This window comes from Streptomyces sp. NBC_01481, assembly GCF_026339995.1.
Taxonomy (GTDB): domain Bacteria; phylum Actinomycetota; class Actinomycetes; order Streptomycetales; family Streptomycetaceae; genus Streptomyces.
Genome location: NZ_JAPEPT010000001.1, coordinates 181,339 through 206,260 on the forward strand (window position 1 = coordinate 181,339; position 24,922 = coordinate 206,260).

General features: G+C 70.2%; 16 protein-coding genes. 12 read left to right on the forward strand and 4 right to left on the reverse strand.

Features of this window, described 5'->3' with window-relative positions; all coding sequences use genetic code 11:
* Nucleotides 1-400: 400 nt before the first annotated feature.
* The 4 genes from mfd (at nt 401) to OOK40_RS00960 (ending at nt 10,015) form a co-directional block, all read left to right on the forward strand.
* Entirely contained in the window at nt 401-3,931 is a 3,531-nt protein-coding gene (gene mfd / locus OOK40_RS00945; protein WP_266475748.1) for a transcription-repair coupling factor, read from the forward strand.
* A gap of 600 nt (nt 3,932-4,531) precedes the next feature.
* Nucleotides 4,532-7,333 (forward strand): response regulator, encoded by a 2,802-nt coding sequence (locus OOK40_RS00950; protein WP_266475749.1) that lies wholly within the window; start codon nt 4,532-4,534, stop codon nt 7,331-7,333.
* Between the two features lie 59 nt (nt 7,334-7,392).
* Complete coding sequence (locus OOK40_RS00955) at nt 7,393-8,946, forward strand: GGDEF domain-containing protein (RefSeq protein WP_266475750.1); 1,554 nt, start codon at nt 7,393-7,395, stop codon at nt 8,944-8,946.
* Between the two features lie 391 nt (nt 8,947-9,337).
* Complete coding sequence (locus tag OOK40_RS00960; RefSeq protein WP_266478700.1) at nt 9,338-10,015, forward strand: HNH endonuclease family protein; 678 nt, start codon at nt 9,338-9,340, stop codon at nt 10,013-10,015.
* Nucleotides 10,016-10,241: 226 nt separating this feature from the next.
* Here the strand turns inward: OOK40_RS00960 and OOK40_RS00965 are convergent, their stop codons facing one another.
* Nucleotides 10,242-11,042, reverse strand: coding sequence for a hypothetical protein (locus OOK40_RS00965; RefSeq protein WP_266475751.1), 801 nt, complete (start codon nt 11,040-11,042; stop codon nt 10,242-10,244).
* A gap of 96 nt (nt 11,043-11,138) precedes the next feature.
* Complete coding sequence (locus tag OOK40_RS00970; protein WP_266475752.1) at nt 11,139-11,996, reverse strand: DUF4352 domain-containing protein; 858 nt, start codon at nt 11,994-11,996, stop codon at nt 11,139-11,141.
* Between the two features lie 195 nt (nt 11,997-12,191).
* Here OOK40_RS00970 and OOK40_RS00975 point away from each other — a divergent pair, with 195 nt between their 5' ends.
* The 3 genes from OOK40_RS00975 to OOK40_RS00985 all read left to right on the forward strand — a co-directional run bounded on the left by OOK40_RS00975 (nt 12,192) and on the right by OOK40_RS00985 (nt 16,501).
* Nucleotides 12,192-14,273 carry an N-6 DNA methylase gene (locus OOK40_RS00975; protein WP_266475753.1) on the forward strand — a complete coding sequence of 694 codons (2,082 nt, stop codon included), beginning with the start codon at nt 12,192-12,194 and terminating at the stop codon, nt 14,271-14,273.
* Between the two features lie 102 nt (nt 14,274-14,375).
* Entirely contained in the window at nt 14,376-14,984 is a 609-nt protein-coding gene (locus tag OOK40_RS00980) for a hypothetical protein (RefSeq protein ID WP_266475756.1), read from the forward strand.
* Nucleotides 14,981-16,501 (forward strand): serine/threonine-protein kinase, encoded by a 1,521-nt coding sequence (locus tag OOK40_RS00985; protein WP_266475757.1) that lies wholly within the window; start codon nt 14,981-14,983, stop codon nt 16,499-16,501. Before OOK40_RS00980 ends, OOK40_RS00985 begins: the two co-directional genes overlap by 4 nt.
* Before the next feature lie 17 nt (nt 16,502-16,518).
* On the opposite strand, the gene OOK40_RS00990 is transcribed toward OOK40_RS00985, so the two are convergent.
* Both OOK40_RS00990 and OOK40_RS00995 read right to left on the reverse strand, forming a co-directional pair.
* Nucleotides 16,519-17,448 carry a class I SAM-dependent methyltransferase gene (locus OOK40_RS00990; RefSeq protein ID WP_266475758.1) on the reverse strand — a complete coding sequence of 310 codons (930 nt, stop codon included), beginning with the start codon at nt 17,446-17,448 and terminating at the stop codon, nt 16,519-16,521.
* A 183-nt stretch (nt 17,449-17,631) separates the two neighbouring features.
* Nucleotides 17,632-20,091 (reverse strand): YfhO family protein, encoded by a 2,460-nt coding sequence (locus OOK40_RS00995; RefSeq protein WP_266475760.1) that lies wholly within the window; start codon nt 20,089-20,091, stop codon nt 17,632-17,634.
* Nucleotides 20,092-20,215: 124 nt separating this feature from the next.
* Here OOK40_RS00995 and OOK40_RS01000 point away from each other — a divergent pair, with 124 nt between their 5' ends.
* The 5 genes from OOK40_RS01000 (at nt 20,216) to OOK40_RS01020 (ending at nt 24,815) form a co-directional block, all read left to right on the forward strand.
* Nucleotides 20,216-21,193, forward strand: a complete 978-nt coding sequence (locus tag OOK40_RS01000) for a glycosyltransferase family 2 protein (RefSeq protein ID WP_266475762.1) — start codon at nt 20,216-20,218, stop codon at nt 21,191-21,193.
* The gene (locus OOK40_RS01005; protein WP_266475764.1) at nt 21,190-21,612 is read left to right on the forward strand and encodes a GtrA family protein; all 423 of its coding nucleotides are present in this window, start codon (nt 21,190-21,192) and stop codon (nt 21,610-21,612) included. Before OOK40_RS01000 ends, OOK40_RS01005 begins: the two co-directional genes overlap by 4 nt.
* 130 nt (nt 21,613-21,742) lie before the next feature.
* The gene (locus tag OOK40_RS01010) at nt 21,743-22,384 is read left to right on the forward strand and encodes a SurA N-terminal domain-containing protein (RefSeq protein WP_266475766.1); all 642 of its coding nucleotides are present in this window, start codon (nt 21,743-21,745) and stop codon (nt 22,382-22,384) included.
* 215 nt (nt 22,385-22,599) lie between these two features.
* The gene (locus OOK40_RS01015; protein ID WP_266475768.1) at nt 22,600-23,571 is read left to right on the forward strand and encodes a nucleoside triphosphate pyrophosphohydrolase; all 972 of its coding nucleotides are present in this window, start codon (nt 22,600-22,602) and stop codon (nt 23,569-23,571) included.
* Nucleotides 23,568-24,815 (forward strand): cytochrome P450, encoded by a 1,248-nt coding sequence (locus OOK40_RS01020; RefSeq protein ID WP_266475770.1) that lies wholly within the window; start codon nt 23,568-23,570, stop codon nt 24,813-24,815. The genes OOK40_RS01015 and OOK40_RS01020 overlap by 4 nt, the downstream gene beginning before the upstream one ends.
* The last annotated feature ends 107 nt before the right edge of the window (nt 24,816-24,922 follow it).

Sequence of the window (24,922 nt, forward strand, 5' to 3'; positions counted from 1 at the left end):
CGGGGGATAACGGGGGAGTAGCGACGGGGGCGCTACGGTAAGGGGCCCGGCCCCGGGGTGTTCCTCCAAACACCCCGGGGCCGGGCCTTTGCGCTCCGGTGGGTCCTTTGCCCTGCAGGCCCTGTCCGGCCGATCTTGCCGGGCTCGCGTGCCCTGGCACGGCACCTGGCTGCGTTGTCGTCAGTCGCCTACGCTCCGCGTGGGCTCCATCCTCCGCCTTGCGATGCACCACGCCAGACCCCGCTCACTGATCCGGCCTGATCGACCGGACAGGGCCTAACGGAACCGGACGGCGGGGGGCGCGCGGTCGTCGTAGGCTGGAGACCCCCGGCCCGTTCCACGTGTCGGGCGGTTCGCGTTGCCCACCCCCGCCCAGCCTCGCCCCGGATGGAAGCCCTTCATGAGCCTGCACGGTCTGCTCGATGCCGTCGTACGTGACCCGGCGCTCGCCGAAGCGGTGAAGGCTGCCGGCGACGGCCACCGTATGCATGTCGACCTGGTGGGGCCGCCCGCCGCGCGCCCCTTCGCCGTGGCCGCGCTCGCCCGGGAGACCGGGCGGACGGTACTGGCCGTCACCGCGACCGGGAGGGAGGCCGAGGACCTCGCGGCGGCGCTGCGTTCGCTGCTGCCCGAGGAGGGCGTCGCCGAGTACCCGTCCTGGGAGACCCTGCCGCACGAGCGGCTCTCGCCCCGCTCGGACACCGTCGGGCGCAGGCTCGCGGTGCTGCGCAGGCTGGCCCATCCCTCGAAGGACGACCCGAGCGCCGGGCCGGTCTCCGTCGTGGTCGCGCCGATCCGTTCCGTACTGCAGCCGCAGGTCAAGGGGCTCGGAGACCTGGAGCCGGTGGCTCTGCGCACGGGGGGGCAGGCCGACCTGAACGAGATCGTGGACGGCCTCGCGGCAGCCGCGTACTCCCGGGTCGAACTGGTCGAGAAGCGCGGCGAGTTCGCCGTGCGCGGCGGCATCCTCGATGTGTTCCCGCCGACCGAGGAGCACCCCCTGCGGGTGGAGTTCTGGGGCGACGACGTCGAGGAGATCCGGTACTTCAAGGTCGCCGACCAGCGCTCGCTGGAGGTGGCGGAGCACGGGCTGTGGGCGCCGCCCTGCCGTGAGCTGCTGCTGACCGACGACGTACGGCAGCGGGCGGCGGCTCTCGCCGAGGAGCACCCCGAGCTGGGCGAACTGCTCGGCAAGATCGCCGAGGGCATCGCGGTCGAGGGCATGGAGTCCCTGGCTCCGGTCCTGGTCGACGACATGGAGCTGCTGCTCGACGTGCTGCCGCAGGGCTCGATGGCCGTGGTCTGCGACCCCGAGCGGGTACGCACCCGGGCCGCGGACCTGGTGGCGACCAGCCAGGAGTTCCTGCAGGCGTCCTGGGCGGCGACCGCGGGCGGCGGCGAGGCGCCGATCGACGTCGACGCGGCCTCGCTGTGGGGGATCGCGGACGTACGGGACCGGGCGCGCGAGCTCGGGCTGATGTGGTGGTCCGTATCGCCCTTCGCCGCCGACGAAGAACTGTCCGACGACACTGTCAAGCTGGGCATGCACGCCCCGGAGAGCTACCGCGGCGACACCGCCCGCGCGCTCGTCGACACCAAGGGCTGGCTGGCGGACGGCTGGCGCACGGTGTTCGTGACCGAGGCCCACGGTCCCGCGGCCCGCACCGTCGAGGTGCTGGGCGGCGAGGGCATCGCCGCCCGTCTCGACGCCGACCTCGCCGAGATCTCCCCGTCCCTGGTGCATGTGGCGTGCGGCTCGATCGACTACGGCTTCGTCGACCCCGGCCTCAGGATCGCCGTCCTCACCGAGACCGACCTCTCCGGCCAGAAGGCGGCCGGCAAGGACGGCCAGCGGATGCCCGCCAAGCGCCGCAAGACGATCGACCCGCTCACCCTGGAGGCGGGCGACTACATCGTCCACGAGCAGCACGGCGTGGGCCGCTACATCGAGATGGTGCAGCGTACGGTGCAGAACGCGACCCGCGAGTATCTGCTCGTCGAGTACGCCCCCGCCAAGCGCGGCCAGCCCGGCGACCGGCTGTACATCCCCACCGATCAGCTGGAGCAGGTCACCAAGTACGTCGGCGGCGAGGCCCCGACCCTGCACCGGCTCGGCGGCGCGGACTGGACGAAGACGAAGGCACGCGCCAAGAAGGCCGTGAAGGAGATCGCGGCCGACCTCATCAAGCTCTACTCCGCCCGCATGGCGGCCCCCGGCCACGCGTTCGGCGCGGACACCCCCTGGCAGCGCGAGCTGGAGGACGCCTTCCCCTATGTGGAGACCCCCGACCAGCTGAGCACCATCGCCGAGGTCAAGGAGGACATGGAGAAGACGGTCCCGATGGACCGGCTGATCTGCGGCGACGTCGGCTACGGCAAGACGGAGATCGCGGTACGGGCCGCGTTCAAGGCCGTCCAGGACGGCAAACAGGTCGCGGTCCTGGTCCCGACGACCCTTCTCGTACAGCAGCACTTCGGCACCTTCTCCGAGCGCTACTCCCAATTCCCTGTGAACGTACGGGCGTTGAGCCGCTTCCAGTCGGACACGGAGGCGAAGGCGACCCTGGAGGGGCTGCGGGACGGCGCGGTGGACATCGTGATCGGCACGCACCGGCTGTTCTCGTCCGACACGAAGTTCAAGGACCTGGGACTGGTCGTCGTCGACGAGGAGCAGCGCTTCGGCGTCGAGCACAAGGAGCAGCTGAAGAAGCTCCGCGCCAACGTCGACGTCCTGACGATGTCGGCCACCCCCATTCCCCGTACGCTCGAAATGGCGGTCACCGGCATCCGCGAGATGTCGACGATCACCACCCCGCCGGAGGAGCGGCACCCGGTGCTGACCTTCGTCGGCCCGTACGAGGAGAAGCAGCTCGGCGCGGCCATCCGCCGTGAACTGCTGCGCGAGGGCCAGGTCTTCTACATCCACAACCGCGTGGAGTCGATCGACCGTGCAGCGGCCCGGCTGCGCGACATCGTGCCCGAGGCCCGTATCGCGACCGCCCACGGCCAGATGCCCGAGTCGGCGCTCGAGCAGGTCGTGGTGGACTTCTGGGAGAAGAAGTTCGACGTGCTGGTCTCCACGACGATTGTCGAGTCCGGCATCGACATCTCCAACGCGAACACTCTGATCGTCGAGCGCGGCGACAACTTCGGTCTCTCGCAGCTGCATCAGCTGCGCGGCCGCGTGGGCCGGGGCCGCGAGCGCGGCTACGCCTACTTCCTCTACCCGCCGGAGAAGCCGCTCACCGAGACCGCCCACGAGCGCCTGGCGACGATCGCCCAGCACACCGAGATGGGCGCGGGCATGTACGTCGCGATGAAGGACCTGGAGATCCGGGGCGCGGGCAACCTCCTCGGCGGCGAACAGTCCGGCCATATCGCGGGCGTCGGCTTCGACCTGTACATCCGCATGGTGGGCGAGGCGGTGGCGGACTACCGCGCCGCGGTCGACGGCGGCGTGGAGGAGGAACCCGCACTCGAGGTCAAGATCGAGCTCCCGGTCGACGCGCATGTCCCGCACGACTACGCCCCGGGCGAGCGGCTGCGCCTCCAGGCCTACCGCGCGATCGCCTCGGCGAACACCGAGGAGGACATCAAGTCCGTCCGCGAAGAACTCACCGACCGCTACGGCAAACTCCCCGAGCCGGTCGAGAACCTGCTCCTGGTGGCGGGCCTGCGCATGCTGGCGCGGGCCTGCGGGGTCGGCGAGATCGTGCTCCAGGGCACGAACATCCGCTTCGCGCCGGTGGAGTTGCGCGAGTCGCAGGAGCTGCGCCTCAAGCGCCTCTACCCGCGGACGGTCATCAAGGCCCCGACCCGCCAGATCCTGGTGCCCCGCCCGACGGCGGGCAAGATCGGCGGGAAGCCGGTGGTGGGGCGGGAACTGCTGGGGTGGACGGGAGAGTTCCTGACGACGATTCTCGGTTCGTGACCTGGACCCTGCGGACGTATGATCTCGGCCGCCGGGCGCAGGCGCGCAAGCCGGCGAAGGCGGGCTGAACCGGGTCGACCCGTCGCCGATCGCCGGCGTCGACCCGGTGCAGGTCGCCCGAGGTCGGCGGGTGGCGATTCGGCTGCCCGCTTCCCGGCATTCGTGGATGACTCACGTCCCGCCGCACCGCGTCGTCCTGAGGCCGCGGCCAGTGGCTCGGCTTGCGATCTTCAGTGGTTCGTTCTTCGCTGGAGGTGTCCGTTTGGCACCTGGAGAGGATCGCTTGACCTCCGTCCGCACCCATGGCTCGTGGGTGTGAAGACGTCAGATGGTGGCCGGTTGGGTGCCGGTCACCCGCACCGGTTGCGGTGATCGTCACCCGGGTGGACGTCTGCTCCCGTTTCCCACCCGGTGCGCACGGTGCCGGTCCCGGCAACCGCTGCGTGGTTGCGGCCTCGGTGTCCGAGGTGGCGCACCCGCGGCCGGACGCCGCTGATCACCCGTCGTTCGAAGGCGCCGCGCCGCACCCGAAGCCGTCGCGGCCGGTCAGCCGGCAGGCCCGGCCGCGCACCGTGGCCGTACATGACATGTGGAGGCGGAATGGACCGGGAGCCCACACCACCGCCCAGGCAGTACGCGGCGGACGACGAGGAGCGGTTCCGGCTGCTGGTGAAGAACTCTCCGGACATGGTCTTCCGCCGGACGGTCGACGGCGTCTACCAGGAGGTGTCCCCGCCGGCGCAGGCATTGCTCGGGCGCCCGGCCGAGGAGATCGAGGGGACGTCGATGGTCTCCTGGGTGCACCCGGGAGATGTGGAGGAGTACGAGTGGGCGGAGCGGGATCTGCTCCGCGAGGGCCGGGTGGCGGTCTGTCTGCGTCTGCGGCACGCCGACAGGCACTCGGTATGGATCGAGGCGACGTCCTGGGTGGTACGGGACGACGCGGGCGACCCCCTTGAAGTGCGCGGGTTCATCCGCGAGGCGGAGGGCCAGCGGCGCAGGGAGGAAGCGCTGCTCCTGTTGCAGGGACAGGCACGTTCGGTGATCGAGACCGCCCGGGACGCTTTCGTCTCCATCGACGAGGACGGCCTGGTCATCGACTGGAACGCGAGCGCCGAGCGGCTGTTCGGGTTCAGCCACCACGAGGTGATGGGCCGTCCGCTGACGGAGACGATCATTCCCGAGCGGTACCGCGCCGCGCACACGGCCGGTCTGCAGCGGATTCTGTCCGGCGGGGAGGCTCATGTACTGGGCAGTCAGCGGGAGCTCACCGCGCTGCACCGCGACGGCCACGAGATACCGGTCGAACTGGCGTTGTGGCGGCTGAAGTCGGCGAAGGCGCGCTGCTTCAACGCCTTCATCCGCGACATCACCGAGCGCAAGCAGGCCGAAGCCGCCCTGGCAGAGGCCCGCGACGAGGCGATTGCCGCATCCCAGGCGAAGTCGCAGTTCGTCGCCTCCATGAGCCATGAGATCCGTACCCCCATGAACGGTGTCATCGGGCTGAGCAACCTGCTGCTGGGCACTGAGCTCGACACCGAACAGCGGCGCTACGCGGAGGGCATCCAGGCCGCCGGGACGGCACTGCTGTCGCTGATCAACGACATCCTGGACTTCTCCAAACTGGAGGCGGGCAGGCTCGAACTGGAAGAGGTCGCCTTCAGTCCCCAGCTGCTGGTGGAGGAGGTTGTCTCGCTGGTGGCGCAGACCAACCAGGCCGAGGGCCTGGAACTGCTCAGCGACTGCCATCCCGACCTGCCCGCGATGGTGCTCGGGGACGCGGGCCGGCTACGGCAGATCCTGCTCAACCTGGCCTCCAACGCGGTGAAGTTCACCATGTCCGGCGAGGTCGTGCTGCGCGCCCGCCCGGCGCCGTCCCAGGCACCCGCACCGCAAGTGCCCTGGCTGCACTTCGAGGTGGCCGACACCGGTATCGGCATCGCCGAGGCCGACCAGGAGCGGATGTTCGACGCCTTCTCCCAGGCGGACGCCTCCACCACCCGCCGCTACGCAGGCACCGGCCTCGGCCTGGCCATCTGCCGCAGGCTCACCGAGGCCATGGGCGGCTCCATCGGCGTCACCAGCCGGACCGGCCAGGGCAGCACCTTCTTCTTCACCGTACCCGTGCGCGCCCCCGACACCCCCGAACAGCCCCCGGCCCCACCGCACCCCGACACCCTTCGCGGACTGCGGGTCCTGGTCGTCGACGACAACGAGACCAACCGGCTGATCCTCGACGCTCAGCTGCACAGGTGGCACATGCAGCCGACCTCGGTCGCCAGTGGCCCCCACGCCCTGGTGGCCCTGCACGAGGCGGCGGCCGCGGGCCGCCCCTACGACATGGCCCTCCTCGACATGCAGATGCCCGACATGGACGGCCTGGAACTCGCCCGCCGCATCACCACAGACCAGACCATCGGCGGGCTGGGGCTGCTGATGCTCACCTCCGGCACCACGCTGCCGGCGGCCGAGCTCCAGGCGGCCGGGATCCCGCTCAGCCTGTCCAAGCCCATCCAGCAGTCCCAGCTCATGGACGCCCTGGTCGAACTCACCACCCTGACATCGCCGGTGGCCACGACATCGCCGGTCGCCCTGGCAGCGGCGCCGGCACCCGCCCCGGTCCGGCACGCCCACCGCGGCCATGTCCTGCTGGTCGAGGACAACGAGATCAACCAGATGGTGGCCCTGGGCATGCTCACCCGGCTCGGCTACAGCGCGGATACCGCCGCCGACGGCATCCAGGCCCTGCGTATGACCGAGGAGCACAGCTATCAGGCCGTGCTGATGGACTGCCAGATGCCCCAGATGGACGGCTACAGCGCCACCCAGGAACTACGCCGCCGGGAACGGGACAACGGCCGTCGTCTGCCGGTGATCGCCATGACCGCCGGCGCCCTCACCGAGGATCGGGACCGCTGCCGGGCCGCGGGCATGGACGACTACATCTCCAAACCCGTCACCGCCGACGAGCTCGAACACACCCTCACCCACTGGGTCCACCCCACCCAGCCACCGTCCGACAACGAGGGCCTGCGCCTCTCCATCGAGCAGCGGCTGAACGAACTGCGCGGCGCCGGCACCCCGGCCGAGAACGAACTGGTGAGCCGGCTGGTGGACCACTTCCTCATCCGGGCCCCCGAGATGACCAGCGCACTCTTCCACGCGCTGGACCGTCACGACACCTCCGAGATCGCCGTGCAGGCACACGGCCTCAAAGGCGCTGCCGGCAACATGGGCGCCCACAGCCTCGCCGCCTGCTGCCTGGAGCTGGAGCAGTATGCCGAGGCCGGAGCCCCGGCCTCACTGGCCCAGACCGCTCCGCGCCTCCAGGACGAACTCGACCGCACCTGTCGCATCCTCGAGACGCTCCGCTCCCACCTCCCCGGCCAGGGATCTGGATGAGGACCCGCCCGCGTGCCGCCGCCCGGGCGGGTGCCGGCGGGAGCGGAGAAGGAGGACCTGTGGACAAGGTTCACGTCCCGTTGCCCTCCCGGCGCGAAGCGGCGGCCTGGGCGTACGCAGCAGCCGGGACCGCGGTGATCGTCACCTATCTGGTCACCTCCTCCGCCGCGCGTTACATGCTGCCCGTGGTGATATCCGCGTCGGTCGTCTTCGCGATCGTGGTGGGAGTGATCAGGAACAAGCCGCCCTCGGTCCTTCCGTGGTACCTGTTCGCGGCGGCAATGGCACCGTTCGCGGCGGCAGACACGATCTGGGGCCTGTATCAGGTCCGTGGGGTCGAGGTTCCCTTCCCGGGCGTGGCCGACTGGCTTTACCTGGGCACCTACCTGTTGTTCACGGCGGGCCTGGTGACGCTGGCCAGGCAGCAGGCAGGCCGCCTGCACTGGGCGGGGCTGCTGGACGCGGGAATCGTCACGCTGGGGGCAGGGACTCTGTCATGGGCGTTCATCATCGCCCCCTACCTGCGCAGTGAGATGTCCGCCTGGCCGCTCGCGATGACCATCGTCTATCCCGTCACCGACCTGGTGCTGTTGTCCATTGCCGCGCGGCTGATGTTCACCACTGGCACGCGGACACCGTCGCTTCTTCTGGTCATCGGTTGGCTGCTGGTCCTGCTCGCCGCCGACGGCCTCTACTACGGAACGCTGGCCACCGAGACCGTGATCCCGGAGGACGTGGCCGAAGTGGGGTGGATGGTCTCCTCCCTCCTGCTGGGGGCAGCGGCGCTGCACTCGTCCGTTGCCCGGTCGACACAGGTGGCGGAAGACCAGGAGAAGCTGCCCCGGCGGCGGCTGTCGATCCTGATCGCGCTCATCCTGATGGGGCCATTGATCGTGCTGGTCAATGTCGATGGCATCCGGGACCAGCCCCTGAACATCACCGTGGTCGTCGGCCTGATGGCGAGCCTGTCGCTGCTGCTGTTGCTGCGCATCGCGTTCCTGGCCCAGTACGCCCAGGGCAGGGCCACCGAAGCACGGACGCACGCCGAGGCCCTGTCGACATCACTGCAGGAGCAGGCAGAGCTCCAGAAGCAGCTGAGCTATCAGGCGACCCACGACCCGTTGACAGGTCTGGCCAATCGGGCACTGCTGAACGAGCGAATGGAGTCCGTTCTCGGCCGGTGCTCCGCCGCTTCCCCCAGCGGACTGCTGATGCTCGATCTCGACGGCTTCAAGGACGTCAACGACACGCTGGGGCACCCGGCCGGTGACGAACTGCTGGTCGACGTCGCACAGCGGCTGACAGCCAGGGTCCGCAAGCAGGACATGGTGGCCAGGCTCGGCGGAGACGAGTTCGCGCTCCTCGTGGACGAGGTGGACGCGAGCACACTGCATCACTACACCAGGCGGATCCTCGACGCCTTCAAGGACCCGTTCACCCTCGCCCATGGCCATGCGGCCCACGTGACAACAAGCATCGGAGCACGGAGCATCACCAGGCCGACCGCGCCTTCAGAAGCGATGCGGGACGCCGATACGGCCCTGTACAAGGCCAAAACCGCGGGCAAGAACCAGGCCGCGTTCTTCGAATCCCCGGAGCGGGACATCTCTTGACGACCCTCGGCATCGGCAAGGTGTGAGGACAGTGGCGCTGCCCGGATACGCCACACCGCCCGCGGGGGCCGGCTCGGCTCCGCGGGCGGTGCGTATGTGTCTGTGTCTTTGATCTATCGCTGTGTCGGCGTCCCCATATGTACGTCCTTCCGCAGAGGACCAGGGTGCTTTCGACGCTACGCGCCCCCATCGCCTTCCGCGAGCCGGAACCTCCGGATCTTTCGGTGCGGGCGATAGCGGCACGAAAGCGGCTATTTCGTAAGGGACTTGGGGCCGGTGTCAGTAACCTACGGGCGTGAACAGACTCGGGGTCCGAATATCGCGCGCACTCACCGGCGGCCTGGCGGCCGTCGCCGCCACCACGCTGCTCTCCTCCTGCGACGGGACCGGGCTGCCCGGCGCCGCCGAACCCACGAACGCCACGGCGGCCACCGGCGCCGGTACCAGCCCCCTCGCCAACCCCGACGGCACCAGGCCCGGCCTCGCCCCCCTCGCCTCCGAACAGGACCGGGCTGCTGCCCGCGCCCTGATCGGGAAGGTGAGGACCAAGGGCCGCGGCCCCAAGACCGGGTACGCCCGCGACCGCTTCGGCTACGCGTGGATGGACACGGCCGACGGCGTCCCGCTGGCACGGAACGGCTGCGACACGAGGAACGACTTGCTCGCCCGCGACGGCAAGGCTCTGCGCTACCGCTCCGGCTCCGACTGCGTCGTCATCGCGATGACCCTCGACGACCCGTACACCGGCACGGTCATCGACTGGCGCAAGCAGAAGGCCGCCGCCGTACAGATCGACCACGTCATTCCGCTCTCGTACGGCTGGCAGATGGGCGCGGCCCGCTGGGACAGGGCCAAGCGTCAGCAACTCGCGAACGACCCGCTGAATCTCCTGCCGGTGGAGGGCCGCGCCAACAGCTCGAAGAGCGACTCGGGCCCGGCGTCCTGGCTGCCCCCGAACAAGCGGATCCGCTGCGCGTATGCCGTACGGGTCGCGCAGGTGGCGATCAAGTACGAACTGCCGGTGACCGCGGCGGACAAGAGGACGATGCTCACGCAGTGCGGCGGATGACGGCAGCAGGGGGCTTCCGTAGGTGACGCTCCGTACAGCAATCGGCGGCAGCAGCAAGTCAGTCGGGAAAGTCGGTGTACGGCGTCGGCTCGCCCACCCAGCGCGGTGAGCCGGTTCACGGCACGTACGGATTGCGCTGCCGGTTGCATGGAACCCCCTGTGACCGATGAGCACCGTACTGCTGTGCCGGCACGCCGCGGTGGTCAGTCTGCCGGGACGGACGGGCTTACTGGGCCGCGCCCTCCTCGTCGAGGTCCACGATGTCCTTGGCCGCGGGCTTCTTCGCGCCCACGGGCTTGTTGAACGCCGAGAAGGTGATCGTGCCCGGCTCCTCGCCGCCCTTCTGGTCCACCTTCAGCACGTAGGGCTCGCCCTCCGTCGCGACGTACACCTTGTAGCTCGTGTCGCCGTCCTTCTCGGTCAGGGTCAGCACCTTCTGGCCGTTCACGGTTGTCTCCTCGCCCCGGCGCATCAGGTTGAAGCCTTCCTCGAACTGCCCGAGGAACGTCTTCAGTTCGCAGAACTCCAGCTGCTCCTTGTCCTCCGGCGACGACGCGTCCGACTTCACCCAGCGCCCCTTGAGCATCTTCAGCACCGCCGCGGTCTCCTCGGCCGAGCCGCCCTCGTTCTGGCTGCGCAGGAATGCCTCGTCGAAGCGCATGTAGGCGTTGTCGCCGACTCTCATGAGCTCTGCCGTGCCGGTGTCGCCCGTGGAGAGCGTCCCCTTGCAGTCGCCCTTGGAGTCGATGGACATGTAAGCCTTCATGTTGCCGTCCGTCGTCCGGGCGGCGAAGTCGACGGTCACCGAGGTGGCCGCCTTGGTCGCCTTGAAGGCCTTGTTGGCGATCTGCGGGCCGGACAGCCCCCCGAACGCGCCTTCCTTGGCCTTCGTGCTTTTGGCCGGCGCGCCCTTGGTGTCCCGACTGTCGCCGTCGGAGGGACCGCACGCCGCGGCGGCGAGCGTGAGGGTGGTGCACAGGGTGGCCAGAGCGATGCGCCTGAGGCGGCGCGGAGTGGTGACAGACATGTGGGTTCTCCGAGAAGGAAGAGGTGTTGGGGAGGGAGGGGGTGGGGGCGCGGGGCCCAGGCGGTCAGGGGCCGCCAGGAGGGCTGGACCCGCGGGTCAGAGCGTGAGCTCCCAGTGGGACGGGTTGTACGAGATGCCGGGCGTGACCTCGACCGTGAGGGAATTGGCGTCGGCCGGGGCGTCGAACGCGTACTGCACCGTGGCCTTCTTGCCGGGCAGGATCGTGCCGCTGAAGCCGCTGCCGACCTTGTCGTCGAAGATCTGCTCGGCGGTCACACCGTCCTTGCCGGCGCGGGCGTCGGCGCCGACGAGGTTGGCGTCGAACTTCTTCTTGCCGCCGTTCTCGATGACGATCGTGACCCGGTAGGCCTTGTTGCCCGCGGTGTGGCCGATCGCGAACTCGCCCGGCGAGAAGGACGTGGCCGCCGACACGGTGACCATCACGTCGTCGTCGTAGAGCGACGTGTCACCGGCCGCGAGGCTCTCGCCCTTCTTGGCCGTGGCCTCGCCGGCGCCCTTGTCGCCTGCGCCGCCCTTGCCGCCTGCGCCGCCCTTGTTCCCGGGCGACGCATCCTTCGGGGCGGTGTTCTCCGTGACCTTGTTGATTTCGTCGACCGCGTCGTCCACGGCCTTGACCGTCACCACGCCGACGCCCACGCCGACGATCATCGCGACGAGACCCAGTACGGCTCCGGCGGTGGCCGAGCCCTTGTTGGTGGCCTCGTGGCGCTTGGCACGGCCACGGCCCAACAGGCCGAGGATCAGGGCGAGCAGGCCCAGGATGCAGCCCAGCCAGAACAGGAAGGGGATGAGGCCGGTGATGGTGCCGATGATGCCGAGCACCAGGGCGGCCGTCCCGAGGCCGTTGCGCGCGGGGTTGCCGGTCGCGTACTGCCCGGGGCCACCGTAGGGCTGCTGCTGGCCGGGCTGAGGCTGCTGCGCGTAGTGCGACATGGGTGTGTCCCCCCGGTAGTGCGTGGCGGGCTCGTCGAGAGCTCGTGTGGCGACAGGTCACATCACAGCAGAGCCTGTGAACCGAGTCAACCAGCATTTCTTGAACAACTCGACGACCAGGTGTGAAGTGGGCTCTTCGGTTCACCCGCTAGAATCGGCGTCTCAGCAGCGGTATGGACGAGGGGAGTCAGCCGGGTGCCGGAGAACGCAGCAGAGGTGACCGCTGCCGGAATCGCACGGCTCGCGGGGGTCGGCCGGGCCGCCGTCAGCAACTGGCGGCGCAGACACGCCGACTTCCCCAAGCCCGTCGGCGGCAGCGAGACCAGTCCGTCCTTCGCGCTCGCCGACGTCGAGCGCTGGCTGCGCGACCAGGGCAAACTGGCCGAAGTCCCGCTGCGCGAACGGGTCTGGCAGCAGGTCACCGACCATCCGGCGGGCGCCGTGCCCGCCCTGGTCCACGTGGGGTGCGCGCTGCTGCTCGTACGGGAGCGGCCGACGACGTGGCAGGAGCTGACCGCAGTCGCGGACGAGCGGATGGCCGAGTTGCTGCCGACGGCGCTGGAGCAGGTCCTGGCGGCGCGCTTCGGGGAGGCCCGGGTGGGTCTGTTCCCCGCGCCGACCCGGACCCCGCCGGGGCTGCGCCCCGAACCCCGCGCCTCCTACGCCGGCGGAGCCTACATTCGCCTCCTCCACTCCGCCGGGGAGCTCGCCGCCGGGATCGGCGCCCGTCAGGCGTTCGAGTTTCTGCTGGGCCGTCACCTCGACGCCAACCCGCGCCAGTACACCCTCACGCCGCCCGGGCCCGCCGCGCTGATGGCGGCCCTCACCGGACCGGCCGGCACCGTGCTCGACCCCGCATCCGGCACCGGCACCCTGCTGCGTGCCGTCGACCGCCCGGCCGCGCTGTACGCGCAGGAGGCCGACCCCGACCTGGCCGCGCTGACCGCGCTCCGGCTGGCTCTGCACACCGACGCCGACGTGCGGGCCGCGGCCGGCGACAGCCTGCGTGCCGACGCGTACCCCGAGCTGACTGCCGACGCCGTGCTGTGCCACCCGCCCTTCAACGAGCGCAACTGGGGCCACGAAGAACTCGGCTACGACCCGCGCTGGGAGTACGGCTTCCCGGCGCGCACCGAGTCCGAACTGGCCTGGGTCCAGCACGCGCTGGCCCGGCTGCGCCCCGGCGGCACGGCCGTCCTGCTGATGCCCCCGGCCGCCGCCTCCCGCCGCTCCGGCCGCCGGATCCGCGCCGGGCTGCTGCGCCGCGGCGCCCTGCGTGCCGTCGTCGCACTGCCCGCCGGTGCCGCGCCGCCGTACGGCATCCCGCTCCACCTCTGGGTGCTGCGCAAGCCCGAGGCGGGCCAGGCCCCGGCCCCGGAGCTGCTGTTCGTCGACACCGCCGAGCCGGCCGGGGCGGGCGCCGGCCGTGACAAGCTCGACTGGCAGGCCGTCCAGAGCGCGGTCCTCGACGCCTGGGCGCCGTTCGACCGGCACGGCACGGCCGAGGAGCGGCCGGGCGTCAGCCGTTCGGTGCCGGTCATCGAACTCCTCGACGACGACGTGGATCTGGCCCCCGCCCGGCATCTGCCGCCCCCGGCGGCGGGCGGCGGCGCGGACGAGCTGCTGCGCGTACGGGACCGGCTCACCGACACCCTCCGGCTGACCGGCGAGCTCACCCCGGCGCCCGCCGAGCCCACGGAGCCCGCGCCCTGGCCCGCCACCACCGTCGGTGAACTGGCCCGCGCGGGCGCGCTCGTGCTGAGCGCGGGCGGCTCCGGCACCGCTCCGGCAGGCCATGCGCCCGTGCCCGTACTCACCGAACAGGACGTCCTCGCCGGGACGGCGCCGTCCGGCAGGCTCCCGGAGGGGCCGTACGAGGAGCCCGTACGCGTCGAGCAGGGAGATGTCGTCGTGCCCGTGCTGGGCGGCGGATCCGTCGTACGCGTCGTCGACGAGGCCACGGCGGGCGCGGCCCTCGGCCGCAACCTCCAGCTGCTGCACCCCGATCCGGCCGCGCTCGACCCGTGGTTCCTCGCCGGTTTCCTGCGCGGCACCGCCAACAACCGCCAGGCCAGCAGTTACGCCTCGACCGCGACCCGCCTCGACGTGCGCCGTCTTCAGCTGCCGCGGCTGCCGCTCACCGACCAGCGGCGGTACGGGGATCGCTTCCGCGCGCTCGCCGACTTCGAGGACGCGCTGCGGACGGCCGGCCGGCTCGGCGAGCAGCTGGTCCAAGGGCTGTACGACGGACTGACGGACGGCACCGTCACTGCCTGATCGGTTCCACTACGGTTCAGTACATCCCCGGAGCCGATGTCGGTGTCGGTGTATACGCTCGTCCTCTCAGACCGCCTCGTTCCCAGGCACTCAGGAGCACCCATGCATGGCCACGGCTACGTGCCGACGCAGCCTCCGCGCGACATACCGGCGTCGGTGATCGTGCTGCGGGTGCTCTTCGCGATCCTGCCGCTCTTCAGCTGCGGAATGCTTTCGTGGGGCACCATGCTGCGGCTCGCGCTGGTCACCAAGCGCCCCCGGGACTGGGTGCTGTTCGGTGTCGTGCTGGCTTCCTTCGTCGTCTGCTTCGGCGCGGTCCTGTCGGACCCCACCGAAGACCTGCGGATGCTCCGCTCGGACATCGCGATCGGAACCATGCTGGCTGTGGCCCTGGTCGTGGTGGGCTGGTTCCTGTACGCGGACACCAGGCATGACGCGATCCGCCGGATGCCGCCGTCGCAGTCCCCGTACTACGGGACGACCGTGCCGTACGGACCGCCGGCAGTGGCACAGCAGATCCCGCAGGCACCGCACACGCCGACGCCGGGGTACGGCTTCCCTCCCGCCCAGCCCGTGCCGCCGCAGCCCCTGCCGCATCAGACACCCGCCTCGCAGACCTCGTCCGACAAGCCGCGCATCGACCAGGTCCGCGCCGAGCTCGACGAACTCAGCGACTACCTCCGTAAGGACCGCAAGGAGCCCGGCCCGTGAACGGACGTGTCATCGCGAGCCGTTACGAGCTGTCGACCGTCATCGGCCAGGGCGGTATGGGACAGGTCTGGACGGCGTACGACCGGCGTCTGGACCGCCGCGTCGCCGTCAAGCTGCTGCGCCCCGACCGGATGGCCGCCGCCAGCGGCGCCGACGAGATGCGCCGCCGCTTCGTGCGCGAGTGCCGGGTCACCGCCCAGGTCTCGCACCCGGGCCTGGTGACCGTCCATGACGCGGGCAGCGACGAGGACGACCTCTTTCTCGTCATGCAGTACGTCGAGGGCGCGGACCTCGCCGACCATCTCGCCGAGCACGAGCCCTACCCCTGGCCCTGGGCCGTCTGTGTCGCCGCGCAGCTGTGCGCCGTGCTCGCCGCGGTGCACGCCGTGCCGATCGTCCACCGCGACCTCAAGCCGCGCAATGTGATGGTGAAGCCCGACGGCACCGTCACCGTGCTCGACCTCGGCGTCGCCTCCGTCATCGACGTGGACACCACGCGCCTGACCCACACCGGTTCGCCCATCGGCAGCCCCGCCTATATGGCGCCCGAGCAGGCGATGGGCGGCGCGGTCGGCCCGTACACCGATCTCTACGCCCTCGGAGTGCTGCTCCACGAACTGCTCAGCGGGAACGTCCCGTTCGCCGGCTCCACCGCGCTGGGCGTACTGCACCGCCATCTCTACGAGCCGCCGCTCCCGGTCCGCCGGCTCCGCCCCGAGATACCCGAGCCGCTCGAAGCGCTGGTTCTGCGGCTGCTCGCCAAGGACCCGCAGCACCGGCCGGCCGGCGCACAGGACGTGTACGAGGCGCTGATGCCGCTGCTGCCCGGCCGGGGCACGCCCCAGGGGCCGCTCGACCCGACCCGCCCCTTCCTGCGCCCGCACGCCCCCTGGCCCGACCGCGTGGCGCCCCCGCCGCCCGTCGCACCACCCGCGCCGCCGACGCCCCGGCCCGATGTCGCCGCCGCCGTCGACGAGGTCAAGCGGCTGCTCGGCGAAGGCAGCATCACCCGGGCCGTCGACATCCTCGGCGGGATCCTCCCGGCCGCCGCCGCCGAGCACGGCGAGCACTCCCCGGTCGTGCGGATCCTGCGCAAGCAGTACGCCACGACGCTGATGGACGACGGCCAGTACCGCCGCGCGCTGCCGGAGCTGCGCCGCCTCGCGGAGGACCGGGCCGCCGAGGCGGGCCCGGCCGATCCGCAGACGCTGCAGTTCCGCTACGAGGCGGCGCAGTGCCTGGAGCAGCTGGGCGATGCGGCAGCCGCGCTCGCGGAGTACCGCGCCGTCCTGCCGCACTACGAGAACCACCGGTCGGGCGGCGCCGATGCGGGCCGCGCCTTCGACGTGCGCCACCGCATCGGGAATCTGCTGCTCGCGGTGGGCGACCACACGGCTGCGCGGCTGCAGCTGCAGGGACTGCTCTACGACACGGAGCGTGCGTACGGGCCGTACCACGCCCTGCCGGTCGAGCTGCGTCGTGCGCTCGACCGGCAGGGGCAGTTCCACAGAGGGTGACTGCCAGGGAGCGTCGGTCAGCTCGCGCGCAGATACGCCGAGGTGGACACCCGCCCCAGCAGCTTCAGCCGCGACGTCCCGCTCGCCAGATGCTTGTCCAGCGCGTCCTGGACTCCGGGCCAGGCCTTGTCGCCGTAGTCGTCGAGCACCACGATCCCGCCCGGCGCCACGATCTGCTCGACCCATTCCAGATCGGCCCGCACCCCGTCCATGGAGTGATCGCCGTCCACCACGATCACCCCGTACTCCCGGTCGGAGACGGCGGCCCGCACATCCGGATCGCCCGAGAAGCCCTGCTGGATCCGCGCGTCGATCACCGAACCGACGCCGCCGAGCGCCAGGTTGGCCCGTACGACGTCCTCGCGCACCGGCGTGCCGGTGGGATCAGCGCCCTGCGGCGCGGCGCCCGGCTGCAGCTGCGCTCCCGCCAGCGGATCGACGATCGTCAGATGCGGCTGCGCCCCGGACCGGTGCAGCATCCGCATCAGGCCTGCGGCGAACATCCCGTACAGGGTGCCGATTTCGAGGACATTGCCGTTCGGCGGGGAGAGCAGCGGCACCGTGGCGAGCTTTCCGCACACATTGGAGGTGGAGCCGGCCAGCCGGCCCACGCCGAGTGACTCCAGGGCGATCACCGTGCGATAGGCGACGGTCACATTGCGGAGAGCGTGTTCAGTGCCGTCCGCCACGCCCTGGATCTGACGCGCGAGGGTGTCGAACTGGGCTGCGGTGGGCGTCCGGTGGCCGCTTCGACCCGTCCCGTCGACGAGCAGGCCCAGTCCGTACTGCGGACTCTGCAGCGCGGCCACTTGTGCGGTCAAAGCGTCCACATCGGTCCGCAGAGCATGCGTGGCACGCTTCACCTGCTGTTCGATGCGCCGGTCGATCACGGTGAGGGCTGGGCTCAGGACGCGCTTCGCCAGCCGATTGCGAAGGAGAGGGGGCATGCGGGGACGCTACGCCGCAGCACGACCGCGCGGGCCAAGGCCGGATGCTTTGCAGATGAAGTCCTGATGACTGCGCGGGGGCGGAACCATGAAGGAGTCGCGACGGAATGTCGCGTCCCTCTTGTGGAGGTCCGCACCGGTTTCCGTGCCCTCGTAGGGCAGACGGGACTTCTGAAACACGCCCTACGGCTGGTTCCGCGTCCCCGCGTCTTCCGCGCGCACGAGTTGACGAACAGTCAGTGCATCTGCTGAGGGTCCGCTGCTGCTCGCCGTCCCGGCCGTGGGACGTGTCCGCCGCCGGATCCTTGGCAGCAGGGCGATCACGAGGAGCGTCAGCAGCCCCGCGGCCCCGATCGCCGCTCCGGCCTTCAGACCGGGCGGGCGGAAGGAACAGTTCACCGTCGTCGATGTGCCGTCCAGCTCCACGGCGACGAGCCCGAGGTAGGAGCCGGCCGGTTCGCCGTTGCAGCTCCAGCCCGCGATCCGGGGCGCGGCGAGAACCGCGGTCCCCTTGGTGCCGGGCGGCAGCTCGGCCCGTATCCCGCTGTCCGTGACCTCGATCGACACCGCGCCGGTCGCCTTCAGCTTCGCCACGGCGGCGGTGAGCTCGGCCCGGTCAAGGCAGCCGAGGGTCGTGCGACGGGGGTCCTTGCTGTAACCGACCTTCTCGCCGGGGGAGTTCACCGTGCCCAGCGAGGTGAGCGCGGCACGCCGCTTGGGCTGTCCGCCGCGCAGCGACACCCACGGCGCATCGCCGAGCCGGGCCTTGCCGGTGTAGTTCGGCGCCCAGAGGAAGACCTCGGTGCCGACCGGGCAGGAGCCGTTCACGGGCGAGCCGTAGACCTGCGCGCCGAGGAGTTTCTCCTGGTTGCGGAACGGGTTCCAGTCGTAGCGGGGCTCGGGACCCGCAGGCCGTACGGTCAGCAGTGGCGGCGTCGCCGCGCGCGTCACCTCCGGATGCTGCCCCTGCCGGGTGCGCACTCGCGCGCCGACGGAGAAGATCGCGTCGGTGACCGGGTTGTCGAGCGACTGCACACTGCGGCCGTTGGAGGTCCAGCCCGCGCCGAGCGCGGCCATCGTGCGCGTGAAGACATCGGGTGTGTGGCTGCTGTAGTACCCGCCGCCCTGCCCGCCCAGCAGGATCGGATCGTTGCCGGTGATCTGGTCACGGCCCACATCGGTGCGGTACTCCGGCCAGCCGTCGGCCTTCGCCGCGGCCGCCGCGCGCTCGCTGTGCGCCCGGCCCCAGGCCGGGTAGTCGTCCAGCCTGCCGAGCCGCTGCCGGTCGGCGTACGCGGTGGTGGCGGCGGCCTGCCCGACCAGCGCGCCGGAGAGCAGCAGCGCGGCCAGCGCGGCGTACGTGCCCCGCCTGGCCAGCACCAGACCGGCGAGGACCGCCGCGGTCCCGGCCGCGAAGAGGGGGAAGGTCCAGCCGGTGACCAGCTCGCTGGTCGAGGCCGTGAGCGCGAGGGCGGCGACCACGGCGCCGCCGCCGAGCAGGGCACGCCGGCCCGGCCATTCGTACGAGAGGCCGGTCCAGGCGGCGATCACGAGTATCCCGGCGAAGACGAAGGTCTGCCGGTACGGGCTGCCGTTGGGCGTCGCGAAGACATGCCACACCAGATGGGTGGGCGCCCACTGCAGGGACACCAGGGTCGCCGCCGCGAGCCCCGTCCACAGCAATCGCTCACGCCGCGGCACCGCGCCGTTGAAGGCGAGCGTGCAGGCCAGCAGCAGGGCTCCGCCGCCCAGGAAGAGGGCGGGTGTGAAGAAGCTGTACGTCGCGGGCAGGGTGCGGGCGAACACATCGGCCCAGCCCGCGGGCGCGAACTCCTTCGTCCACCCCGGGTAGGCGTGCTTCGAGCCCATGAAGACCGGGATCAGGACGGGGGTGGCCAGCGCGATCCCCAGCAGCACGGTCCAGGTGGCCCGCAGCAGGGCCCGCATCCGCTGCCGCAGATCGGTCTCCTCAAGGGCCAGGCGCACCACGAGCACCAGCGCGGCCCCGATGGTCGCCATATAGGCGGTGTAGAAGTTGGCGATCCATGCCACCGCGACGACCAGCGGGCCGAGGACCGGCCTGCGGGCCGTACGCGCCCACTCGCCGACCAGGCACAGCATCGGGAAGGCGACCAGGCCGTCCATCCACATCGGGTTGTAGGAAGCCTCGACGACCGACCAGCCGCACAGCGCGTACGAGGCGCCGAGCACCCCCGCCATCCACCAGCGTCCGCCCTCGCCCTCGCCTGCGCGCAGCGACAGCAGCAGCCAGGTCATCGCCGCGGCAGCCGTCGCCATCTTCAGCAGCGTGACGACATAGACGGCGAGATCGATCTGATCCCGCGGGAAGAGTCCGACGAGCACCGAGTACGGGCTGGTCAGATAGGTCCCGAGGTCCGGCAGAAAGCTGGTGCCGTATCCGGACTGCCAGTTCAGCAGCAGCCCGCCGCCGGCCCGGCCGTGCAGCAGATCCCACAGATGTGCGTGAAACGGCACGAATTGATTGCCGAGGTCGTTCACGCTGCGGGTGTGCGGGCCGAAGGGGAAGCAGCGCGCGACGGCGTCACCGGCGCACACGGCTGTCACGGTGATCAGCGCGGCGAGGGCGGCGGCGCGGCCTCGCACGGAATGCAGAGTCGACATGATTCCTCGAATATGCCAGCGCCGATCGTGAAATCATCGCGCGGGAAGCCCAGTTCACTGGATGGTCGCCCAGGCGTCATGTGAGGAATCCACCTGCGACATTCGGGTGGGATGTTGTTCTTCCGTGCTGATCTCGATAGTCGTCCCGTGCTTCAACGAAGAGGAGATCATCGGCCGCTTCCATGAACACGTGACCGCGGAACTCTCGCTGCTCGGGCAGGAATTCGAGCTGGTCTATGTGGACGACGGAAGCCAGGACCGGACGCTCCCTCTCCTCGAGGAGATCGCCGAGGCCGACCCTCGTACCCGCTATGTGTCCTTCAGCCGTAACTTCGGCAAGGAGGCAGCCATGCTGGCCGGACTCCAGCATGCCGACGGCGACGCCGTGGTCATCATGGACGCCGACCTCCAGCACCCTCCGGAGCTGGTCAGGCGCATGCTCCAACTCCACGACGAGGGCTTCGACCAGGTCATCGCCCGGCGCACCCGCAAGGGCGACCGGGTCACCCGCACCCTCACGGCCCGTGCCTACTACTGGCTGATCAACCGCCTCGTCGACGTGGAACTCGTCGACGGCGTGGGCGATTTCCGGCTGCTCTCGCGCCGTACCGTCGACGCGATCCTCGAACTCACCGAGTACAACCGCTTCTCCAAGGGCCTGTTCGCCTGGGTCGGATTCCGCACCACGACCTTCGAGTACGAGAATGCGGTACGCGAGCAGGGCCGCTCCAAGTGGAGTTTCGGCAAACTGCTCAACTACGGTCTCGACGGGCTGCTCTCCTTCAACAACAAGCCGTTGCGGGCGGCGGTCTATCTCGGTCTTCTCCTGGTTACGCTCGCCATGGCGTATGCGGCCTGGATTGTCGGTGTCGCCCTGGTGAACGGCGTGGACACCCCCGGGTATGTCACCCTTCTCGTGGCGGTCACCGCACTCGCCGGCGTACAGATGCTGATGCTGGGGGTGGTCGGCGAGTACGTCGGCCGTATCTACTACGAGGTGAAGCGGCGACCGCACTTCCTGGTGAAGGCCACCAACGCCGGCCTTCCGCAGCAGCGGGAAGGGGAGCGGCGTGAACGCACGGGGGAGCTCGTAAGACGATGACAGTCCAGGTCCAGATGGTCAGATTCGCCCTGGTGGGAGCGGTGAACACCGGGACGTACTTCGGTCTGTATCTGGCTCTGCTGACCTGGCTGCCGTATGTCGCCGCGCATGTCCTCGCCTTCCTGCTCAGCATGGTCGGGTCCTTCTTCCTGACCTCGTACTTCACGTACCGGACCCGGCCGACCTGGCGGAAGTTCCTGCTCTTCCCGCTCACCAACGCCGCGAACTTCGTGGTCACCACGTGCGGCGTCTATCTGCTGGTGGATGTGCTGCACCTCAGCAGCCGCTATTCCCCGCTGATCGCGCAGGCGTCGGCGATCCCCATCACGTTCGTCGTCTCCCGGATGATCATGCTGCGGCCTGATCCGGCCGCGCGGATGCAGGAGCGGGAGCCGGAGCCGGTCCGGTCGGCCGGCTGACGCGTACCGCTCGCATCCGCACCTGCGGGCGAATCGTTGGTCGAATCAGTGGCCCAGACCCCCGGGACTGCCTACCATCGATCACCGCAGGGTCTTGTGCACCGAAGCACAATCACGCCGGGAGGCTCCTTTGCACCGCCGCCGTCGCACCGCGCTCACCGTCTCCGCCGCGCTTCTGATCGCCGCGCCCCTCCTCGCCGCCTGCGGCAATGACGCTCACCCGGGGGCCGCCGCCGTCGTCGGCGGGGAGCGGATCGAGGTGGCGACCGTGCAGGAGAAGGTGAAGGACGTGCGCGCCGCCCAGCAGCGCTCGCCCGAGTCCGCGCAGCTCATCAAGGACAGCGGTCAGCTCAGCCGGGCCAAGCTGTACGACCTCATCGTCGACCAGGTCGTCCAGCGCGCCGCCGACGATGCCGGGGTCAAGGTCAGCCGCAAGGAGATCCAGGACGGGCGGGCCCAGCTGGTGCTGCAGTCCGGCGGTGAGGAGCAGCTCGCCGCCATGTATCTGCAGCAGCGCGGCGTCGCTCCCGACCAGCTCAACGATGTCGTACGCCGGGACATCCTGGTCAGCAAGCTCGCCACCGCCCTCGGCGCGACCAACACCCCCGAGGGCCAGCAGAAGCTGAACCAGGCCTTCACCGCCGCCGCCAAGTCACTGCACATCGATGTGAACCCCCGCTTCGGCGCCTGGGACAACCAGAAACTGGAGCTCGGCACCTACAAGGCCCCCTGGATCACCCAGGTCACCAAGGAGCCGGAGACCGGCGCCTAGGGGGTGTCTTTCGGGTCTTGCCGGGCTCGCGTGCCGTGGCACGCACTCCCCCGTAGCCCATCGGGCACGGGAGGTGCCCCCATGCCGCGTTGCGTCAGTCGCCGACGCTCCGCGTGGGCTCCTTCCTCCGCCTTGCACCTGCACGCACCAGACCCCGCTAGCTGATCCGGCCTGACCCGAAAGACACCCCCTGGCCCGCGAGGTAGGTTCGACGGGTGACCACAGAAGCACCCGTCGCTCCCGGCCGTATCGTCCTGCTCACCGCGAGCCACCGCGTCGCGCCCGGGCTGCTGTCCTGGCCCGCGTGGCAGACGCTGCACGCCGCCGACCAGGTGCTGTGCTCCGACGACGCCCACCCGCAACTGCCGTATCTGCGCGAGGCGGGCATCGGGGTCGAGATCGCCGCGCCCACCGCGCAGGAGCTTCTCGACGCCTGCGCCGGGGACCGCACCGTCGTGGTGCTGCCCTCCGGCGAGGGCGACCAGGCACTGACCGACGGTCTCGCCCGGCTCGCCGGATCGGGACGGGTGCAGATGCCGGACCTGGAGCTGCTCCCCGGCTCGTACGATCTGCCCGGCGCGCGCCTACTCGATCTCGTCCAGGTCATGGACCGGATCCGGCGCGAATGCCCGTGGTCCTCGCAGCAGACCCACAAGGGTCTGGCCAAGTACGGCATCGAGGAGGCGTACGAACTCGTCGAGGCGATCGAGGACGGCGACCGCGACGAGCTGCGCGAGGAGCTCGGTGACGTACTGCTCCAGGTCGTCTTCCATGCGCGTATTGCGCAGGAGGATGAGGACGAGCCCTTCTCCATCGACGATGTGGCCGCGACGATCGTCGAGAAGCTGATCCACCGCCACCCGCATGTCTTCGGCGAGGAGAGTGCCGAGACTCCGGAGGAGGTGAAGGCGCACTGGCTGCGCACGAAGGCGATCGAGAAGCAGCGCGACTCGGTGACCGACGGTGTTCCGCTGGGCCAGCCCGGTCTCGCGCTGGCGGCGAAGCTCGCGAGCCGGGTCCGTACCGCCTCACTGGACGTGGCGCTGCCCGCCGGCGACGGCATCGGCTACGAACTGCTCGGCCTCGCCATCCGCGCGGAGGCCCAGGGCGCCGACCCGGAAGCCGCGCTGCGGGCCGCCGCCCGCGCCTACCGGGACGCGATCCGTGCCGTCGAGGGCCAGGTGTGAGCACCCAGCCCGAGCTCTTCACCTGGGAGTTCGCCACCGATCCGTATCCCGCATACGCCTGGTTGCGCGAGCACGCGCCCGTTCACCGCACCCGGCTCCCCAGCGGGGTCGAGGCATGGCTGGTGACGCGGTACACCGATGCCCGGCAGGCGCTCGCCGACCAGCGGCTGTCGAAGAATCCCGCGCACCATGACGAGCCCGCGCACGCCAAGGGGAAGACGGGCATTCCCGGCGAGCGCAAGGCCGAGCTGATGACGCATCTCCTGAACATCGACCCGCCGGACCACACCCGGCTGCGGCGGCTGGTGTCGAAGGCGTTCACCCCGCGAGTCGTCGCCGAATTCGCCCCGCGGGTACAGGAGTTGACCGACCGGCTCATCGACGGCTTCGCGGAGAAGGGGGAGGCGGACCTCATTCACGAGTTCGCGTTCCCGCTGCCCATCTATGCCATCTGCGACATGCTCGGCGTCCCGCGCGAGGACCAGGACGACTTCCGTGACTGGGCGGGGATGATGATCCGCCACGGTGGCGGCCCGCGCGGCGGAGTCGCCCGCTCTGTGAAGAAGATGCGGAGCTATCTCGCCGAACTCATCCACCGTAAGAGGGAAGAACCCGGCGACGACCTGATCTCCGGGCTGATCCGCGCGAGCGACCACGGCGAGCACCTCACCGAGAACGAGGCCGCGGCGATGGCCTTCATCCTTCTCTTCGCGGGCTTCGAGACGACGGTCAATCTCATCGGCAACGGGGTGTACGCGCTGCTGCGCAACCCGGAACAGCGCGAGCGTCTGCAGCAGTCCCTGGCCGCGGGGGAGAGCGAGGCAGGAAACCCCCTTCTGGCGACGGCCGTCGAGGAACTGCTGCGCTACGACGGCCCCGTGGAGCTCGCGACCTGGCGGTTCGCCACCGAGCCGCTGACCATCGGCGGACAGCGGATCGCGGCGGGCGATCCCGTACTCGTCGTACTCGCTGCCGCCAACCGGGACCCGGAGCGCTTCGACGAGCCGGACACCCTCGATCTCTCCCGGCGTGACAACCAGCATCTCGGGTACGGCCACGGCATCCACTACTGCCTCGGCGCTCCGCTCGCCCGGCTGGAGGGGCAGACCGCGCTCGCGACGCTGCTCAGAAGATTGCCGGACTTGCGGCTTGCGGGTGATCCGGCCGATTTGCGGTGGCGTGGGGGCCTGATTATGCGTGGATTGCGTACTCTGCCCGTTGAGTTCGCGCCTCGGCAAATCTGACGGGCTGTCAATTCTGTGACTTTCACGTGATCTCCGCTGCATCGACTTGTGATGTGCGCTCGAATGCGACTACTTTCACTGCCGTCTCAGCAGTCACGCGAAAGGCA

Bases quoted from the DNA above. Each gene is read 5' to 3' on its own strand.
- mfd (WP_266475748.1), top strand. From the start codon at position 401: ATGAGCCTGCACGGTCTGCTCGATGCCGTCGTACGTGACCCGGCGCTC.
- OOK40_RS01005 (WP_266475764.1), top strand. From the start codon at position 21,190: ATGACAGTCCAGGTCCAGATGGTCAGATTCGCCCTGGTGGGAGCGGTG.
- OOK40_RS00980 (WP_266475756.1), top strand. From the start codon at position 14,376: ATGCATGGCCACGGCTACGTGCCGACGCAGCCTCCGCGCGACATACCG.
- OOK40_RS00950 (WP_266475749.1), top strand. From the start codon at position 4,532: ATGGACCGGGAGCCCACACCACCGCCCAGGCAGTACGCGGCGGACGAC.
- OOK40_RS00995 (WP_266475760.1), bottom strand. From the start codon at position 20,091: ATGTCGACTCTGCATTCCGTGCGAGGCCGCGCCGCCGCCCTCGCCGCG.
- OOK40_RS00990 (WP_266475758.1), bottom strand. From the start codon at position 17,448: ATGCCCCCTCTCCTTCGCAATCGGCTGGCGAAGCGCGTCCTGAGCCCA.
- OOK40_RS00965 (WP_266475751.1), bottom strand. From the start codon at position 11,042: ATGTCTGTCACCACTCCGCGCCGCCTCAGGCGCATCGCTCTGGCCACC.
- OOK40_RS00970 (WP_266475752.1), bottom strand. From the start codon at position 11,996: ATGTCGCACTACGCGCAGCAGCCTCAGCCCGGCCAGCAGCAGCCCTAC.